14 protein-coding genes are annotated in these 17,701 nt (G+C 59.6%); 6 read left to right on the top strand and 8 right to left on the bottom strand.

The window, feature by feature from the left end:
- The first annotated feature begins 92 nt into the window (after positions 1 to 92).
- Positions 93 to 977, top strand: coding sequence for a DMT family transporter (locus LOY55_RS09075; RefSeq protein WP_223522499.1), 885 nt, complete (start codon positions 93 to 95; stop codon positions 975 to 977).
- Here the strand turns inward: LOY55_RS09075 and prpD are convergent.
- From prpD to LOY55_RS09045, 6 genes are all read right to left on the bottom strand, one after another.
- Entirely contained in the window at positions 970 to 2,454 is a 1,485-nt protein-coding gene (prpD, locus tag LOY55_RS09070; RefSeq protein WP_223522477.1) for a 2-methylcitrate dehydratase, read from the bottom strand. The two genes, LOY55_RS09075 and prpD, sit on opposite strands and share 8 nt — an antisense overlap.
- A gap of 202 nt (positions 2,455 to 2,656) precedes the next feature.
- Entirely contained in the window at positions 2,657 to 3,847 is a 1,191-nt protein-coding gene (gene prpF / locus LOY55_RS09065; protein ID WP_046027061.1) for a 2-methylaconitate cis-trans isomerase PrpF, read from the bottom strand.
- A 66-nt stretch (positions 3,848 to 3,913) separates the two neighbouring features.
- Positions 3,914 to 6,508, bottom strand: coding sequence for a Fe/S-dependent 2-methylisocitrate dehydratase AcnD (acnD, locus tag LOY55_RS09060; protein ID WP_046027062.1), 2,595 nt, complete (start codon positions 6,506 to 6,508; stop codon positions 3,914 to 3,916).
- A 184-nt stretch (positions 6,509 to 6,692) separates the two neighbouring features.
- The gene (gene prpC / locus LOY55_RS09055) at positions 6,693 to 7,820 is read right to left on the bottom strand and encodes a 2-methylcitrate synthase (RefSeq protein WP_109785977.1); all 1,128 of its coding nucleotides are present in this window, start codon (positions 7,818 to 7,820) and stop codon (positions 6,693 to 6,695) included.
- A gap of 202 nt (positions 7,821 to 8,022) precedes the next feature.
- Complete coding sequence (prpB, locus tag LOY55_RS09050; protein ID WP_027922545.1) at positions 8,023 to 8,913, bottom strand: methylisocitrate lyase; 891 nt, start codon at positions 8,911 to 8,913, stop codon at positions 8,023 to 8,025.
- Complete coding sequence (locus LOY55_RS09045; RefSeq protein ID WP_404942948.1) at positions 8,910 to 9,626, bottom strand: GntR family transcriptional regulator; 717 nt, start codon at positions 9,624 to 9,626, stop codon at positions 8,910 to 8,912. The genes prpB and LOY55_RS09045 overlap by 4 nt, the downstream gene beginning before the upstream one ends.
- Positions 9,627 to 9,927: 301 nt before the next feature.
- Here LOY55_RS09045 and LOY55_RS09040 point away from each other — a divergent pair, with 301 nt between their 5' ends.
- The 3 genes from LOY55_RS09040 to LOY55_RS09030 are packed head-to-tail and all read left to right on the top strand — an operon-like array spanning position 9,928 to position 12,991.
- On the top strand, positions 9,928 to 10,464 hold the full coding sequence (locus LOY55_RS09040) for an ATP-dependent zinc protease (protein ID WP_046027065.1): 537 nt from the start codon (positions 9,928 to 9,930) through the stop codon (positions 10,462 to 10,464).
- A 5-nt stretch (positions 10,465 to 10,469) separates the two neighbouring features.
- Complete coding sequence (locus LOY55_RS09035) at positions 10,470 to 12,005, top strand: inactive transglutaminase family protein (RefSeq protein WP_109785979.1); 1,536 nt, start codon at positions 10,470 to 10,472, stop codon at positions 12,003 to 12,005.
- On the top strand, positions 12,005 to 12,991 hold the full coding sequence (locus LOY55_RS09030) for an alpha-L-glutamate ligase-like protein (RefSeq protein WP_046027067.1): 987 nt from the start codon (positions 12,005 to 12,007) through the stop codon (positions 12,989 to 12,991). Before LOY55_RS09035 ends, LOY55_RS09030 begins: the two co-directional genes overlap by 1 nt.
- A gap of 132 nt (positions 12,992 to 13,123) precedes the next feature.
- Here LOY55_RS09030 and LOY55_RS09025 read toward each other — a convergent pair whose 3' ends face one another.
- Positions 13,124 to 14,374: an IS256 family transposase gene (locus LOY55_RS09025; RefSeq protein ID WP_223523046.1), complete on the bottom strand. Its 1,251-nt coding sequence runs from the start codon at positions 14,372 to 14,374 to the stop codon at positions 13,124 to 13,126.
- A 213-nt stretch (positions 14,375 to 14,587) separates the two neighbouring features.
- Between LOY55_RS09025 and pabB the strand changes: the two genes are divergently transcribed.
- Complete coding sequence (gene pabB, locus LOY55_RS09020; protein WP_046027068.1) at positions 14,588 to 15,925, top strand: aminodeoxychorismate synthase component I; 1,338 nt, start codon at positions 14,588 to 14,590, stop codon at positions 15,923 to 15,925.
- A 126-nt stretch (positions 15,926 to 16,051) separates the two neighbouring features.
- Here the strand turns inward: pabB and thrH are convergent, their stop codons facing one another.
- On the bottom strand, positions 16,052 to 16,669 hold the full coding sequence (gene thrH, locus LOY55_RS09015; RefSeq protein WP_033055708.1) for a bifunctional phosphoserine phosphatase/homoserine phosphotransferase ThrH: 618 nt from the start codon (positions 16,667 to 16,669) through the stop codon (positions 16,052 to 16,054).
- Positions 16,670 to 16,842: 173 nt separating this feature from the next.
- Here thrH and LOY55_RS09010 point away from each other — a divergent pair, with 173 nt between their 5' ends.
- The gene (locus LOY55_RS09010; protein ID WP_077430595.1) at positions 16,843 to 17,583 is read left to right on the top strand and encodes a phosphoadenylyl-sulfate reductase; all 741 of its coding nucleotides are present in this window, start codon (positions 16,843 to 16,845) and stop codon (positions 17,581 to 17,583) included.
- The last annotated feature ends 118 nt before the right edge of the window (positions 17,584 to 17,701 follow it).

Raw genomic sequence — 17,701 nt, 5'->3', positions numbered from 1 at the left:
ACCGTTTACAGATGCAGGTCAATTGCGCCGACTCCGGGAGCTCGATCATGTCCGTCGCCATCAGCACGTCTTCAACCCCTGAAAAACCCTGGCTGGCCGCGCTCGTTACCAGTGTGTTGTTCCTGATCGTGTGCCTGAGTTGGGGCACGACCTGGCTGGGGATCAAGATTGCCGTTGAAACGGTGCCGCCATTGACCGCGGCCGGGTTGCGCTTCCTGATGGCCTTTCCACTGTTCCTGACCTTCGCGCTGTTGCGTCGTGAACCGCTGCGATTTCCGAAAAAAAGCCGCTGGTTTTTTGTGTTCGTCACGCTGTCGTACTTCAGCCTGCCGTACTACTTGCTCAACTACGGCGAGATGCACGTTTCGTCCGGGCTGACCGCCCTGCTGTTCAGTTGCATGCCCGTGTTCATCCTGGTGTTTTCGGCGTTGTTCCTGCGGGAAAAAATCTACCCGTCACAGGTACTCGGCATCGTCATTGGCTTCGGCAGTTTGTTCATGATTATTCGCAGCCAGGGCCTGCATCTGGACCATGCCGAATTGTTCGGAGTGTTGGCCATTCTCTGCGCCGCAGTGATGCATGCGTTGTGTTATGTGGTGACCAAAAAACACGGCACGGCGATCAGCGTGATCACCTACAACACCTTGCCCATCGGCATTGCCGGATTGATGTTGTTCGTCGCCGGACTGACGGTCGAAGCGCCGGTGTTTACGGCCATCAGCCTGCGTTCATGGAGTGCCCTGTTCTATCTCGGGCTGGTGGCCTCGGTGGGCGGTTTTATCGTTTATTTCCTGCTGCTCAAACGGCTGAGCCCAATCATTTTGTCGTTCGTGTTTATCATCTTTCCGGTGTTCGCCGTGATCATCGGCGCCTGGTACGAGGGGCAAACCTTGTCCCGGGAACTGATGATCTACTCGGCGATTTTGCTGACAGGGTTTGCGATCACCAAACTGCCTGTGGAAAAGTGGCTCAGATGACCAACAAATCCATGAAGCGGTTGACCGGCATGGCTTCGAGGGCAGTCTGATCCTTGCACAGCGTAACAATCTGCGCACTGCGCTGAGCGGTAAAACGCGTCGCCAGATTCGCTTTGAACTTGTCTTCCAGCAGCGGGATACCGTCGGCGCGACGACGGCGATGACCGATTGGATACTCCACCACCACGTTCTCGGTGCTGGAGCCGTCCTTGAAGAACACTTGCACCGCATTGGCAATGGAGCGTTTGTCGGCTTCCAGGTATTCACGGGTGAAGCGCGGGTCTTCGACGATGACCATTTTCTCGCGCAGCACATCGATGATCGGATGCGCAGCGTGGAAGTCGTCTTCGTAGTGCTCGGCCACCAGAGTGCCGAACGCCAACGGCACGGCGGTCATGTACTGGAGGCAGTGATCGCGGTCGGCGGCGTTGGCCAGCGGGCCGACTTTGGAAATGATGCGGATCGCCGACTCGTGGGTGGTGATGACGATGCGGTCTATCTCGTGCAGACGATTGCGAACCAGCGGGTGCAACGTCACGGCGGCTTCACAGGCGGTTTGCGCATGAAACTCCGCCGGGAAGCTGATTTTGAACAGCACGTTTTCCATCACATAACTGCCGTACGGCCGCGAGAAACTGAAGGCTCGTTTGCCTTCAGGCTTGAGCGCCAGATCGTTGTTGGTGTGGCTGAACAAGACGTCGTAAAAGCCCCATTGCTTGGCCGTCAGCACACCGGGAATTCCCATCTCGCCACGCATCGCGATGTCTGCCAGCCGCACGCCACGACTGGTCGCATCCCCGGCCGACCAGGACTTACGCGAGCCGGCATTTGGCGCATGCCGATAGGTGCGCAGCGCCTGGCCGTCGGCGAATGCATGGGACAACGCCGACAACAATTGCTCGCGATTGGCGCCCATGAGTTTGGCGGTGACGGCAGTCGAGGCCACTTTCACCAGCACGACGTGATCGAGGCCTACGCGATTGAAGGAGTTTTCCAGGGCGATCACGCCTTGAATTTCGTGGGCCATGATCATCGCTTCCAGCACCGCGCGAACAGTCAGCGGCGCCTCGCCATTGACCAGACGTTTTTGCGAGAGGTGATCGGCCACCGCGAGAATCGCGCCAAGGTTGTCTGACGGATGCCCCCATTCGGCGGCGAGCCAGGTGTCGTTGTAATCGAGCCAGCGCACGGTGCAGCCGATATCCCACGCCGCTTTGACCGGATCAAGTCGATAAGGGGTGCCCGGCACACGAGCACCGAACGGCACGACGGTGCCTTCGACGATAGGCCCCAGGTGTTTGGTGCATTCGGGAAACCGCAGGGCCAGAAGACCGCAGCCGAGTGTGTCCATCAGGCAGTTGCGGGCGGTGTCGAGGGCTTCTTGGGATTCGATTTTGAAGGTAAGGACATAGTCGGCAATGTCCTGTAGGACACGGTCGTACTCGGGGCGGATGTTCTGGTCGACGTTGGCACTCATGTTCGATTCACTCTTGAAGTGGTTCGTTGATGGGACCTCGGTTCAGGGATAAGTCTCGGTTGGTGTAACCATTCTTGTTATTGAAATGCAATAACCTGTGGGAGCGGGCTTGCCCGCGATAGCGGTGTATCAGCCGACATCAATTTCGGATGTGCGGGCCTCATCGCGGGCAAGCCCGCTCCCACAGGGTTTAGCGTTTATCTCAGAACGAATCACCCGGTACACGGACGTAACCTTCCATCAACACCCGCGCACTGCGGCTCATGATGGCTTTTTTCACGACCCATTCACCGTTGACCAGACTGGCTTCGGCACCGACACGCAGCGTGCCCGACGGATGCCCGAAGCGCACCGCGTTGCGTTCGACACCGCCGGCGGCGAGGTTCACCAACGTGCCGGAAATAGCGGCCGCCGTGCCGATGGCCACCGCTGCGGTGCCCATCATCGCGTGGTGCAATTTGCCCATCGACAGCGCACGCACCAACAGGTCGACATCGCCCGCCGCAATCGCCTTGCCGCTGGACGAAACGTAGTCCGCCGGTTTGGCCACGAAAGCCACTTTCGGGGTGTGTTGACGCTTGGCCGCTTCGTCGATGTTCGAAATCAGGCCCATGCGCAATGCGCCATAAGCGCGGATGGTTTCGAACATCAGCAGCGCTTTCGGATCGCTGTTGATCGCGCCTTGCAACTCGGTGCCGGTGTAACCGATGTCCTGGGCATTGACGAAAATCGTCGGGATGCCGGCATTGATCATGGTCGCCTTGAAGGTGCCGACGCCGGGTACTTCGAGGTCATCCACCAGGTTGCCGGTAGGGAACATCGAACCGCCGCCGCCCTCTTCTTCCGCTGCTGGGTCCATGAATTCGACCTGCACTTCGGCGGCTGGAAAGGTCACACCATCGAGTTCGAAATCACCGGTTTCCTGCACTTCACCGTTGGTGATCGGCACATGGGCAATGATGGTCTTGCCAATGTTGGCCTGCCACACGCGAACCACGGCCACGCCGTTGTGCGGAATGCGGCTGGCTTCGACCAGGCCGTTACTGATGGCGAACGAACCGACCGCTGCCGTCAGGTTGCCGCAGTTGCCGCTCCAGTCGACGAAAGGCTTGTCGATGGACACCTGACCGAACAGGTAATCAACGTCGTGATCGGCCTTGAGGCTTTTCGACAGGATCACGGTTTTGCTGGTGCTGGACGTCGCACCGCCCATGCCGTCGATTTGCTTGTCGTACGGGTCGGGGCTGCCGATCACGCGCAGCAGTAAAGCATCGCGGGCCGGGCCTGGAACCTGTGCCGCTTCGGGCAGATCTTGCAGGCTGAAAAACACGCCTTTGCTGGTGCCGCCACGCATGTAGGTGGCAGGGATTTTGATCTGAGCTGCGTGAGCCATGTGCTCGTTACTCCTTACCTTGAAAACAGACACGGGACTTGAAGTCCCGTGTCTGTACAGCGTGTGTTAAACGGCGACTGCCGACTCTTCGAGGAAGTCCTGGGCAAAGCGTTGCAACACGCCACCCGCTTCGTAGATCGACACTTCTTCGGCGGTGTCGAGGCGGCAGGTCACCGGCACATCGACGCGCTCGCCGTTCTTGCGATGGATCACCAACGTCAGCTCGGCACGCGGTGTGCGCTCGCCGATCACGTCGTAGGTTTCGCTGCCGTCGATGGCCAGGGTGTGACGGTTGGTGCCGGCCTTGAACTCCAGCGGCAACACGCCCATGCCCACCAGGTTGGTGCGGTGAATGCGCTCGAAGCCTTCAGCGGCAATCGCTTCCACACCCGCCAGACGCACGCCCTTGGCTGCCCAGTCGCGGGACGAACCCTGACCGTAGTCAGCGCCGGCAATGATGATCAGCGGCTGCTTGCGTTCCATGTAGGTTTCAATCGCTTCCCACATGCGCATCACTTGGCCTTCCGGCTCGACGCGAGCCAGCGAACCCTGCTTGACCTTGCCGTTTTCCAGAACCATTTCGTTGAACAGTTTCGGGTTGGCGAAGGTCGCGCGCTGCGCGGTCAGGTGGTCACCACGGTGAGTCGCGTAGGAGTTGAAGTCCTCTTCCGGCAGGCCCATTTTCGCCAGGTATTCGCCGGCGGCGCTGTCCAGCATGATCGCGTTGGACGGCGACAGGTGATCGGTGGTGATGTTGTCCGGCAGTACCGCCAGCGGGCGCATGCCCTTGAGCGGACGAGCGCCGGCCAGCGCGCCTTCCCAGTACGGCGGACGGCGGATGTAGGTGCTCATTTCGCGCCAGTCGTACAGCGGCGCGACTTTCGGGCCAGTGTCTTCGTGGATGGCGAACATCGGAATATAGACCTGGCGGAACTGCTCCGGCTTCACCGATGCCTTGACCACGGCGTCGATTTCTTCGTCGCTCGGCCAGATGTCCTTCAGGCGGATTTCCTTGCCATCGACCACGGCCAGCACATCTTTTTCGATGTCGAAACGGATGGTCCCGGCAATGGCGTAAGCGACCACCAATGGCGGCGAAGCAAGGAACGCTTGCTTGGCGTACGGGTGAATCCGGCCGTCGAAGTTACGGTTACCGGAGAGCACCGCCGTGGCGTACAGATCGCGGTCGATGATTTCTTGCTGGATCACCGGATCGAGTGCGCCGGACATGCCGTTGCAGGTGGTGCAAGCGAAGGCGACGACACCGAAACCGAGCTTGTCCAACTCATCGGTCAGGCCGGCTTCATCCAGATACAGGGCGACGGTTTTCGAACCCGGGGCCAGGGACGACTTGACCCATGGCTTGCGGGTCAGACCGAGCTTGTTGGCGTTACGCGCCAGCAGGCCGGCAGCGATCACGTTGCGCGGGTTACTGGTGTTGGTGCAGCTGGTGATGGCGGCGATGATGACGGCGCCATCGGGCATTTGACCCGGTACATCGTCCCATTGGCCGGAGATGCCTTTGGCGGCCAGATCCGAAACCGCCACACGGGCGTGCGGGTTGCTCGGGCCAGCCATGTTGCGCACGACCGTCGACAGGTCGAAGGTCAAGCCGCGCTCGTATTGCGCGCCTTTCAGGCTGTCGGCCCACAAGCCAGTGGTCTTGGCGTAATGCTCGACCAACTGCACCTGATCGTCTTCACGGCCGGTGAGTTTGAGGTAGTCGATGGTTTGCTGGTCGATGTAGAACATCGCAGCCGTAGCGCCGTATTCCGGGGCCATGTTGGAAATGGTTGCGCGGTCGCCGAGGGTCAGCGCGGCGGCGCCTTCACCGAAGAACTCCAGCCATGCGCCAACGACTTTTTGCTTGCGCAGGAACTCGGTCAACGCCAGCACCATGTCGGTGGCGGTGATGCCCGGTTGCAGCTTGCCGGTCAATTCAACGCCGACGCTTTCCGGCAGACGCATCCAGGAAGCACGACCGAGCATGACGCTCTCGGCTTCCAGGCCACCCACACCGATGGCGATCACACCCAGCGCATCGACGTGCGGGGTGTGGCTGTCGGTGCCGACGCACGTGTCGGGGAACGCCACGCCGTCACGTACCTGGATCACCGGAGACATTTTCTCCAGGTTGATCTGGTGCATGATGCCGTTGCCTGGCGGGATCACGTCGACGTTCTTGAACGCCTTTTTGGTCCAGTTGATGAAGTGGAAACGGTCTTCGTTGCGACGGTCTTCGATGGCGCGGTTCTTCTCGAACGCCTCCGGATCGAAGCCACCGCGCTCGACGGCCAGGGAGTGGTCGACGATCAATTGAGTCGGCACCACCGGGTTTACTTGCGCAGGATCGCCGCCTTGCAGGGCGATGGCGTCACGCAGGCCGGCGAGGTCGACCAGTGCGGTCTGGCCGAGAATGTCGTGGCACACCACACGGGCCGGGAACCACGGGAAATCGAGGTCGCGCTTGCGTTCGATGAATTGCTTCAGGGAATCGGTGAGCGTGGCCGGGTCGCAGCGACGCACCAGGTTTTCCGCCAGCACGCGGGAGGTGTACGGCAGGGTGTCGTAGGCGCCGGGCTGGATGGCCTCGACCGCCGCGCGGACGTCGAAATAATCCAGATGGCTGCCGGGAAGCGTTTTACGGAATTGTGTGTTCATCGTCAGGACTCGGGTCACGGTAGTTACAAAGGGTGGGGCCTGGCATTGCATTGAAACCGATCCCCTGTAGGAGCCGAGCTTGCTCGCGATGGCGGTGTATCAGACGACATCAATGTTGAATGTCAGTCCGTCATCGCGAGCAAGCTCGGCTCCTACAGGTTTGCGGTTAGCCGGCCTCCACCATTCAGCGTTGTTCGATTGGCACGAACTTGCGCTGCTCAACGCCGGTGTACTCGGCGCTTGGGCGGATGATGCGGTTGTTGGCGCGCTGTTCGTACACGTGTGCAGCCCAGCCTGTCAGGCGCGAGCAGACGAAAATCGGGGTGAACAACTTGGTCGGAATGCCCATGAAGTGGTACGCCGAGGCATGGTAGAAGTCGGCGTTCGGGAACAGTTTCTTTTGCTCCCACATGGTCTTGTCGATGGCTTCGGAAACCGGGAACAACACCTTGTCGCCCACTTCGTCCGCGAGTTTTTTCGACCAGCCCTTGATCACCTCGTTGCGCGGATCGTTGTCCTTATAGATCGCGTGACCGAAGCCCATGATCTTGTCCTTGCGCTCGAGCATGCCGAGGGTGCCTTCGATCGCCGCTTCCGGCGAGCTGAAGCGCTCGATCATTTCCATCGCCGCTTCGTTGGCGCCGCCGTGCAGTGGACCGCGCAGCGAACCGATTGCAGCAGTGATGCAGGAAAACAGGTCCGACAAGGTGGACGCGCAAACACGCGCAGTGAACGTCGAGGCGTTGAACTCGTGCTCTGCGTAGAGGATCAGCGAAACGTTCATCACCTTGACGTGCAACTCGCTCGGCTTCTTGCCGTGCAGCAGGTGCAGGAAGTGGCCGCCGATGGATTGCTCGTCGCTCACGCAGTCGATGCGCTTGCCTTCGTGGCTGAAGCGATACCAGTACGTCATGATCGCCGGGAACGCGGCCAGCAGACGGTCGGTTTTGTCGTGTTGCTCGGAGAAGTTGTTCTCCGGCTCCAGGTTGCCCAGGAACGAGCAGCCGGTACGCATCACGTCCATCGGGTGGGCGTCGGCGGGGATGCGTTCCAGTACTTCTTTCAAGGCTTGCGGCAGGTCCCGCAGCTTGCTCAGTTTGGCGACGTAGGCGGCCAGTTGCGCTTTGCTCGGCAGTTCGCCGTAGAGCAGCAGGTAAGCGACTTCTTCGAATTGCGCGTCCGCCGCCAACTCACGAACGTCATAGCCACGATAGGTCAAACCGGCGCCCGACTGGCCCACGGTGGACAGTGCGGTTTGCCCGGCAACCTGGCCACGGAGCCCGGCGCCACTGAGTACTTTTGCTTCGGCCATTGCTGTCTCCAGTATTTTTTGAATTTGTCAGGGAATCTGCAATTTCTTTCAGATTTACATCGCACATCCGTAGCAGCTGTCGAGCACCGCGAGGCAGCGTCCGGCTGCGAAGCAGTCGTAAATCCTCGCCTGATTTGGCGAGTCCTTCGGCCTCGAACGCAGCCTCGCGGGCTCGGCAGCTGCTACATGATTGCGTCCTTCATTACTTCTTCGCGGCGAACAACGCATCGAGCTTCTGCTCGAAGGTGTGGTAGTCGATGCGATCGTAAAGCTCCATGCGGGTCTGCATAGTGTCGATGACGTTCTGTTGCGTGCCGTCCCGGCGGATAGCGGTGTAGACGTTTTCCGCGGCTTTGTTCATCGCACGGAAGGCGGACAGCGGGTACAGCACCAGCGATACATCGGCACCGGCGAGTTGCTCGGTGGTGTACAGCGGTGTTGCACCGAATTCGGTGATGTTGGCCAGGATCGGGGCTTTCACACGACTGGCGAACAGCTTGTACATGTCCAGTTCGGTGATGGCTTCCGGGAAGATCATGTCGGCGCCGGCCTCGATGCACGCAGCCGCGCGATCCAGGGCAGACTCCAGGCCTTCGACGGCCAGGGCGTCGGTACGGGCCATGATCACGAAGCTGTCATCGGTACGCGCATCAACGGCAGCCTTGATGCGGTCGACCATTTCCTGCAACGACACGATTTCTTTATTTGGGCGGTGACCGCAGCGCTTGGCGCCGACCTGGTCTTCGATGTGAACGGCTGCGGCGCCGAACTTGATCATCGACTTCACGGTGCGGGCAACGTTGAACGCCGAAGAACCGAAACCGGTGTCCACATCCACCAGCAGCGGCAGGTCGCAAACGTCGGTGATGCGACGCACGTCGGTCAGCACGTCATCCAGGCCAGTGATGCCCAGGTCCGGTACGCCGAGGGAGCCGGCAGCCACCCCGCCACCCGACAGGTAGATCGCCTTGAAACCGGCGCGCTTGGCCAGCAACGCGTGGTTGGCGTTGATCGCGCCGACCACTTGCAATGGATGCTCGCTGGCGACCGCATCGCGGAAACGCTGGCCTGGAGTGCTCTTGTTCAAACTCATGACTCACCTCGTTTGGCTGTCGGGTTAGCGCCGTCCTGGTAATGACGGGCGATATTGCGTTTGGAGGCGCCGATGTGACGGCGCATCAACAACTCGGCCAGCTCACCGTCACGGTCGGCGATGGCATCGAGAATTCGGTGGTGCTCGGCAAACGCCTGATGTGGGCGATTGGGTACGGTGGAGAACTGGATGCGGTACATGCGCACCAATTGATAAAGCTCGCCACAGAGCATTTGGGTCAACGTGCGATTGCCGCTGCCCTGGATAATCCGGTAATGGAAGTCGAAATCGCCTTCCTGCTGGTAGTAGCCACGTCCGGCCTGAAACGCCTCATCGCGCTCATGGGTTTCGAGGACCCGACGCAGTTCGTCGATTTCTTCAAGGGTCATGCGCTCGGCAGCGAGACGGCAGGCCATGCCTTCAAGGGATTCGCGGATCTCGTAGAGCTCCAGCAGCTCGGCATGATTGAGCGAAACCACCCGTGCCCCGACGTGCGGCACACGCACCAGCAGGCGCTGGCCTTCCAGGCGATGGATCGCCTCACGCAGTGGCCCGCGGCTGATGCCGTAGGTACGCGCCAGCTCTGGCTCGGAGATCTTGCTGCCCGGGGCGATTTCACCCTTGACGATGGCCGCTTGAATACGCCGGAAGACGTTTTCGGAAAGCGTCTCCGAATCGTCTTGCGTTGTGAGCGGGGGATCCAGTTGATCCAGCATATTGTCGACACCTTGAAAGCTGATGCGGCAAAAACTAGCGAAAACCGGCCGCACAGTCAAAGGTTAATTGGATATTGTCGACAATCGTCTAATAACCTGCCGCACCATAACAAAGCAGCACTACCATTTATAGCCGCCTGCCAGCGCTGGCGCCATCAAGCCACCGTGCTAGAATGCCGCCCGCAATTGTTTGGGACATCTGCATTGATTGTCACAAATGGCTGATAGGCATACGAGGGAGCTTGCGCAGCGATGCCAGGGCCTTGAATCAAGTACGGACCGCTGCGCGCCAGGATTTATGAGACTCAAGCTTCTCCCTACATTCCTTTATCTACTGTGTCTGCCCGGTTTTGCCGCGGCGGCGGGGAAAACGGTGTACGGCCTCAACGAGTACGCCTCCCTGGATGGCATCAACCTTGAAGTCGCGGCCAAACTCGACACCGGGGCGAAAACCGCTTCATTGAGTGCGCGCGACATCAAACGCTTCAAACGCAATGGCGAATCCTGGGTGCGCTTCTATCTAGCCATCGACACCGCTCATTCGCACCCGATCGAACGGCCACTGGCCCGGGTCAGCAAGATCAAGCGCCGGGCCGGTGACTACGACCCGGAAGAAGGCAAGAAGTACACGGCCCGCCCGGTGATCGAGCTGGACATCTGCATGGGTTCGGCTTTACGCAGCATCGAAGTGAACCTGACCGACCGCAGCGCCTTCCAATACCCGCTGTTGATCGGCTCCGAAGCGCTCAAGCGCTTCGACGCGCTGGTTGACCCCAGTCTTAAATACGCTGCTGGCAAACCCGCCTGCGCCACCGACGCTCATACCGCAGAGTAATTCCAATGCGCTCTCTTACCCTCCATCTGAAACTGCTGATCACCATCCTGGTGGTGCTGGGCATTTCAGTTACGGCCTATCAGATCTTCGTGCTCGGGATTCCCGTGACCGAAGACGCCACCGACGACTTGTGGAACATCGACGCCAAGGTCGAGTTCGTCGCCAGTGCCAAGGATCCGGTCAAGATCCAGATGTTCGTACCGCCACTGAGCCGCGATTACGTCAGCCTCAACGAGAGCTTCATTTCCAATAACTACGGCGTCGCCGTGAACCGTGTCGACGGCAACCGCAAGGTCACCTGGTCGGCGCGTCGGGCCAAAGGCAATCAAACCCTTTATTACCGCCTGGTGCTGACCAAACGCTACACCGGCGAAAAATCCAAGATCAAAGGCCCGACCTTCCGCGACAGCATCGCCGTCGAAGGCCCGGAAAAAATCGCCGCAGAAGCCCTGCTCGCCCCTATTCGCCAGCACTCGGCCGACGTCGAAACCTTCATCGGTGAAGCCATCAAGCGGGTCAATAACGTCAACGACGACAATGTGAAGTTGCTGCTGGCCGGCGATCCTTCCTCCGCTCACAAAGCCAAAATCGTCGAACTGGTGCTGTCCATCGCCCACGTGCCGGTGGAAAAAGTCCACACCATTCGCCTGGTGGCCGACCAGCCGCAAATCCCTGAACTGTGGTTGCGCAGCTTCAATGGCACCGACTGGCTGTACTTCAACCCGGAAACCGGTGAACAAGGTCTGCCGACCGACCGCCTGCTGTGGTGGACGGGCGATGAAAACCTGATCACGGTCGATGGCGGCAAAAAAGCCAACGTGACCTTCAGCCTGAACAACAGCGAAATGAACGCCATTCGCCTGGCCAAGCTGACCGACGAAAACACCGACGCCAGTTTCCTTGAGTACTCGTTGTACGGCCTGCCGCTGCAAACCCAGCAGACGTTCATGATCATGGTGATGATCCCGATTGGCGTACTGGTGATTCTGATCCTGCGCAACCTGATCGGCATTCAGACGCTCGGCACCTTTACCCCGGTGCTGATCGCCCTCGCCTTCCGCGAAACCCAGCTCGGTTTCGGCATCATGCTGTTTACGATCATTACGGCGCTGGGGCTGTCGCTACGCTCCTACCTTGAACACCTGAAGCTGCAAATGCTGCCCAGACTCTCGGTGGTACTGACCTTCGTGGTGGTGCTGATTGCGGCCATCAGCCTGTTCAGCCACAAACTGGGCCTGGAGCGCGGGCTGTCGGTGGCGCTGTTCCCGATGGTGATTCTGACCATGACCATCGAACGCCTGTCGATTACCTGGGAAGAACGCGGCTCGGGCCACGCCATGAAAGTGGCCATCGGCACCCTGTTCGCAGCGTCCCTGGCGCACCTGATCATGACCGTGCCGGAGCTGGTTTACTTCGTGTTCACCTTCCCGGCGATCCTGTTGATCCTGGTGGGTTTCATGCTGGCGATGGGTCGCTATCGCGGCTACCGCTTGACCGAACTGGTGCGTTTCAAGGCTTTCCTGAAGAAGGCTGACGCCTGATGTTCGGCTTCTGGAAGACCTGGAAGGCCCTGGAAGCCCGGGGCATCATGGGAATCAATCGGCGTAACGCCGACTACGTGCTCAAGTACAACAAGCGCAGCCTGTACCCGATTGTCGATGACAAGATCATCACCAAGGAACGCGCCATCGCCGCCGGCATCCATGTGCCGGAACTGTATGGCGTTATTTCTACCGAGAAAGAAATCGACAACCTCGACGAGATCATCGGCGGGCGTACCGACTTCGTGATCAAACCGGCCCAGGGCGCGGGCGGTGACGGCATCATTGTGATTGTCGACCGTTTCGAAGGCCGCTACCGCACGGTGTCCGGCAAGATCATCAGCCATGAGGAGATCGAGCACCATATCTCCAGCATCCTGACCGGCCTGTATTCCCTGGGCGGTCACCGCGACCGTGCGCTGATCGAGTATCGGGTGATCCCGGACCAGATTTTCAAGAGCATCAGCTACGAAGGCGTGCCGGACATCCGCATCATCGTGTTGATGGGCTACCCGGTGATGGCCATGTTGCGCCTGCCGACCCGGCAATCCGGCGGCAAGGCCAACCTGCACCAGGGCGCCATCGGCGTCGGTGTCGACCTCGCGACCGGGGAGACACTGCGCGGCACCTGGCTGAACAACATCATTACCAAGCACCCGGACACCACCAACGCCGTCGATGGCGTGCAACTGCCCTACTGGGACGGTTTCATGAGACTCGCTGCCGGCTGTTATGAGCTATGCGGGCTGGGTTATATCGGGGTCGACATGGTCCTGGACCAGGAAAAAGGCCCGTTGATCCTTGAACTCAATGCCCGACCGGGCCTGAACATCCAGATCGCCAACGATTGCGGCCTGACATTGCGCACGCATGCGGTTGAAGCGCGACTGGAGGAGTTGAAGGCACGCGGGATCACCGAGACGGTTCGTGAGCGGGTGGAGTTTGTGCAGGAGATGTTTGGGCATATTCCGGCGGTTGAGGGCTGATCAGAGACCGAGTCGCGGCCTTCGCGAGCAAGCCCGCTCCCACACTCGATTTGTGTAGCACCGAAGATCAAGGGACTGTCAGATATTTTGTGTGCGGGCCGTTAACGGCCTGCCGTTAGGCAGGCCATGCTTTTACCAGGTCGGCCTGATAAATCGATCTCCGTACAGAATCGCGAATTGATTCATCGCACTTTTCCAGTCATGGGCCGCGGCCCCCCAGTTTGCTGTGATATTGCGCAGTCCAAGCCAGATCAGTTTTGTCGCCGCATCGTCAGTCGGGAAGTGACCTCGGGTCTTGATGATCTTGCGCAGCTGAGCGTTGATGCTCTCAATGGCGTTGGTCGTGTAGATCACCTTTCGGATCGCCGGCGGGAAAACGAAAAATGGAATCGCTCGATCCCAAGCGCGGCGCCAAGCAGCCACTACCGTCGGATACTGCTTGCCCCATGGCCCGCTTTCAAACGCATCCAGCGCCTGCTCGGCTGCTTCGGCGGTGACTGCCTGATAGATCGGTTTGAGCGCCTTGGCCAATTCGCGACGCTTATCCCAAGCCGCGTAATCAAGACTGTTGCGGATCAGATGAACAATGCAGGTTTGCAGTGTCGTGTCTGGAAATACGGCGCTGAGAGCTTCTGGCATGCCTTTAAGGCCATCGGTCACAGCAATCAACACGTCTTCGACGCCGCGTGTCTTGAGGTCGTTGAAAACCTTCATCCAGAATTTGGCGCCCTCGGTAGTTTCGATCCAAATGCCGAGAATATCGCGTGTTCCGTCAGGTAAAACCCCCAGGGCCAAGTAGATCGCCTTGTTGCGAACCAGCCCCTCTTCGCGGATTTTGACCCGCAGAGCATCGAAGAAAATAACCGGATACATCGGCTCCAAAGGCCGCTGTTGCCATGCACCGATCTCTGCCATGACCTCGTCGGTTACGGAGCTGATGAAGTCGGGAGAAACGTCCGTACCGTACTGCTCGGAAAGAAACGCACGGATCTCTCTGACCGTCATTCCACGGGCATACATGGCGATGATCTTGTCGTCGAAACCGGTGTAACGACGCTCGTGTTTGGGGATCAGGATGGGCGAGAAACTACCGTCCCGGTCCCGAGGAATATCCAGTCGAAGCGGGCCATCGCCGGTTAGAACCGTCTTGCTGCTTTTGCCATTGCGCTGGTTGGTTTCATCCTCTGGGCGCTGCGCGCCCGGCGGATAGCCCAGGTGGTGGCCGAGCTCAGCACTCAGGGCTCGCTCGATCAAAGCCTTCTTGAACGCCGCAGAGGCGTCCTCAATGGCTTCCGCTGTCATCGGTCCATCAGTGAATTGCTCGAGCAGCTCTTTCGGGATTTTCGGCAGCTCTCGCAACGCGGGTTTCTTCTTGGTTGGCATACATGCACCTCTTACTCATGTTATGCCCGAACACAAAATTTCTGACACCCCCAAGATCAAATGTGGGAGCGGGCTTGCTCGCGAAGGCTGACCGCCAGTCACTACCCCCCCAACCCTGCCTCCAATCTACCCAACACCGACATCCCCTCTAGGAGCAAATCCTGCAGAGGACTACAATCGCCACCCCGCCTCGATGGCTGACCCGCCCCGCCCATGTTGACCTGTTCCGTACACCCGCTCCCCTATCGCGCCAATCCCGCCGAGTACTTCGCGGCGATTCGTCATGCCCCCGGCGCCGTACTGCTCGACAGTGGCCGGCCGAGTGCCGAGCGTGGCCGCTTTGATCTGCTCAGCGCCTGGCCGCTGGCGCAATTGGCCGTGCTGCCTGACGAAAGCGGCAACGACTTCCTGCAACGCCTGCGCGAGAATCTGGCGCAACTGGGCGAAGCGAATGTTCCGTTTGACCTGCCCTTCGCCGGCGGCCTGATCGGTTATCTGAGCTACGACTTCGGTCGGCACCTGGAACATCTGCCGAGTCAGGCACAAGACGATTTGCAATTGCCCGACGCGCGTTTCGGGCTGTACGACTGGGCCTTGATCAGCGATCACCACTTGAAGACCAGCCAACTGGTGTTTCATCCGTCGTTGATCGACAGCGAATGCCAGCGTCTGATCGCGCTGTTCAGCCAGCCGACGGCTGATGCCGTGGCCCCCTTCAAACTGAACGCGCCGATGAGTGCCGACCTCAGCGCTGACGAATACCGCCAGGCGCTGGAGCGTATCCAGCAATACATTCAGGCCGGTGATTGCTATCAGGTCAACTTCGCCCAGCGCTTTCGCGCACCCTGCGAGGGCGATTCATGGACCGCTTACTGCGCGCTGCGGGCGGCGTGCCCGACACCCTTTTCCGGTTTCCAGAGCCTGCCCGACGGCGGCGCGGTACTGAGCCTGTCACCGGAGCGCTTCGTCAAAGTCAGCCAACGCCATGTGGAAACCCGCCCCATCAAAGGCACCCGCCCTCGCGGCCTGACCGCCACCGAAGACGCAGCGAACGCCGCCGAATTGCTGGCCAGCCCCAAGGATCGCGCGGAAAACCTGATGATTGTCGACCTGCTGCGCAACGACCTCGGCCGCACCTGCCGCATTGGCTCGGTGCGCGTACCGGAATTGTTCAGCCTGGAAAGCTATCCGAACGTGCATCACCTGGTCAGCAGCGTGACCGGTGAACTGGCCGATGACCGCGATGCGCTGGACCTGATCGCTGGCAGCTTCCCCGGCGGCTCGATCACCGGTGCGCCGAAGATTCGTGCGATGCAGATCATTGATGAGCTGGAGCCGACCCGTCGCGGCTTGTACTGCGGCTCGTTGTTGTACCTGGATGTGCGCGGCGAGATGGACAGCTCCATCGCGATTCGCAGCCTGCTGGTCAAGGATGGACAGGTGTGTTGCTGGGGCGGCGGCGGGATCGTCGCCGATTCCGAGTGGCAGGCTGAGTACCAGGAGTCGATTACCAAGGTGAAGGTGCTGCTCGATACCCTGCAGAACCTTTAAAAGCATCGTCGGAACGCCGCCCGGACCAAGCCTTGCTCCTACGGGTTCTGAGTCGTTCCGACTTCCGGCGTACGACACAAAATCTGTAGGAGCAAGGCTTGCCCGCGATGGCGTCCTCGAAAACGATTACAAACTCAATGCCCGGTTCGAAGCCTTGATGAACTCCTGCTTCAAGTCCTCAAACGTATGCACCGCCGGGAACTGCGGGAACTCGCGGATCACATTGTCCGGCGCGTGGAACAGAATCCCGGCGTCCGCCTCACCCAGCATCGTGGTGTCGTTGTAGGAGTCGCCCGCCGCAATCACCCGGTAGTAAAGGCTCTTGAAGGCCAGGACCGACTGACGCTTGGGATCTTTCTGACGCAACTGATAGCTCGTCACCCGACCGGAATCGTCAGTAATCAAGCGATGGCAGAGCAGCGTCGGAAAGCCCAGTTGGCGCATCAGCGGCTGGGAAAACTCGTAGAACGTGTCCGACAGAATCACCACCTGAAAGCGCTCACGCAGCCAGTTGACGAACTCAATGGCGCCATCGAGCGGCTTCAGCGTGGCAATCACTTCCTGAATGTCGGTGAGTTTCAAACCGTGCTCGTCGAGGATGCGCAGGCGTTGCTTCATCAGCACGTCGTAATCGGGAATGTCCCGAGTGGTGGCCCGGAGCGATTCGATCCCGGTTTTTTCGGCGAAAGCGATCCAGATTTCCGGGACCAGTACACCTTCAAGATCCAGACAGGCAATTTCCACAAGACACTCCCATTTGTATTGATTATTGAGTCGAGCGAGCAAAAAGACTGCCGAACTCTAGCGATTCATGCTGACGGGCGCAACGCAGAGGGCGCGCCAGTAGCCGCAGGATTTTGTTACCATCTGGTCCATATAGAGCGCCCAGCGCCACCGACCTGTAGGAAGCCGCCCTGATGAGCCCAACGTTCGACGTCGTGGAACTCGCCACGACCTATGCCAACAAATCCGCCCAGGACATCCTGAAACTCGCGTTCGCCGAGTTTGGCGATGACCTGTGGATATCTTTCAGCGGTGCCGAAGACGTGGTGCTGGTGGACATGGCCTGGAAACTGAACAAGAACGTCAAAGTGTTCAGTCTCGATACCGGCCGCTTGCACCCGGAAACCTACCGTTTCATCGATCAGGTGCGTGAGCACTACAAGATCGACATCGAATTGGTGTCGCCGGACTACACGAAACTTGAACCGTTCGTGAAGGAAAAAGGCCTGTTCAGTTTCTACAAGGATGGCCATGGCGAATGCTGCGGCATCCGCAAGATCGAACCGCTGCGCCGCAAGCTGTCCGGCGTAACCGCTTGGGCCACCGGTCAGCGCCGCGACCAAAGCCCAGGCACTCGCAGCGCCGTAGCGGTGCTGGAGATCGACACCGCGTTCTCGACACCCGAGCGCACCCTGTACAAATTCAACCCGTTGGCGCAGATGACCAGCGAGGAAATCTGGGGCTACATCCGCATGCTGGAGTTGCCGTACAACAGCCTGCATGAGCGCGGCTTCATCAGCATTGGCTGCGAACCGTGCACTCGCCCGGTGCTGCCGAACCAGCACGAACGCGAAGGTCGCTGGTGGTGGGAAGAAGCAACGCAGAAAGAATGCGGGCTGCATGCGGGGAATATCATCAGCAAATCCAAAGGCTGATTCCGCCTGACAGACTGCCCTTGTGGGATCGGGGCGGGCAAGAGCCCGGCTCCCACAATGGATCTGTGACGTTCACTAATTCCTGTGGGAGCCGGGCTTGCCCGCGATGGCAGCACCT

Source organism: Pseudomonas sp. B21-040 (assembly GCF_024748695.1).
In the GTDB taxonomy this organism is placed as follows: Bacteria; Pseudomonadota; Gammaproteobacteria; order Pseudomonadales; family Pseudomonadaceae; genus Aquipseudomonas.
This window is presented reverse-complemented; position numbering and strand designations above follow the sequence as displayed.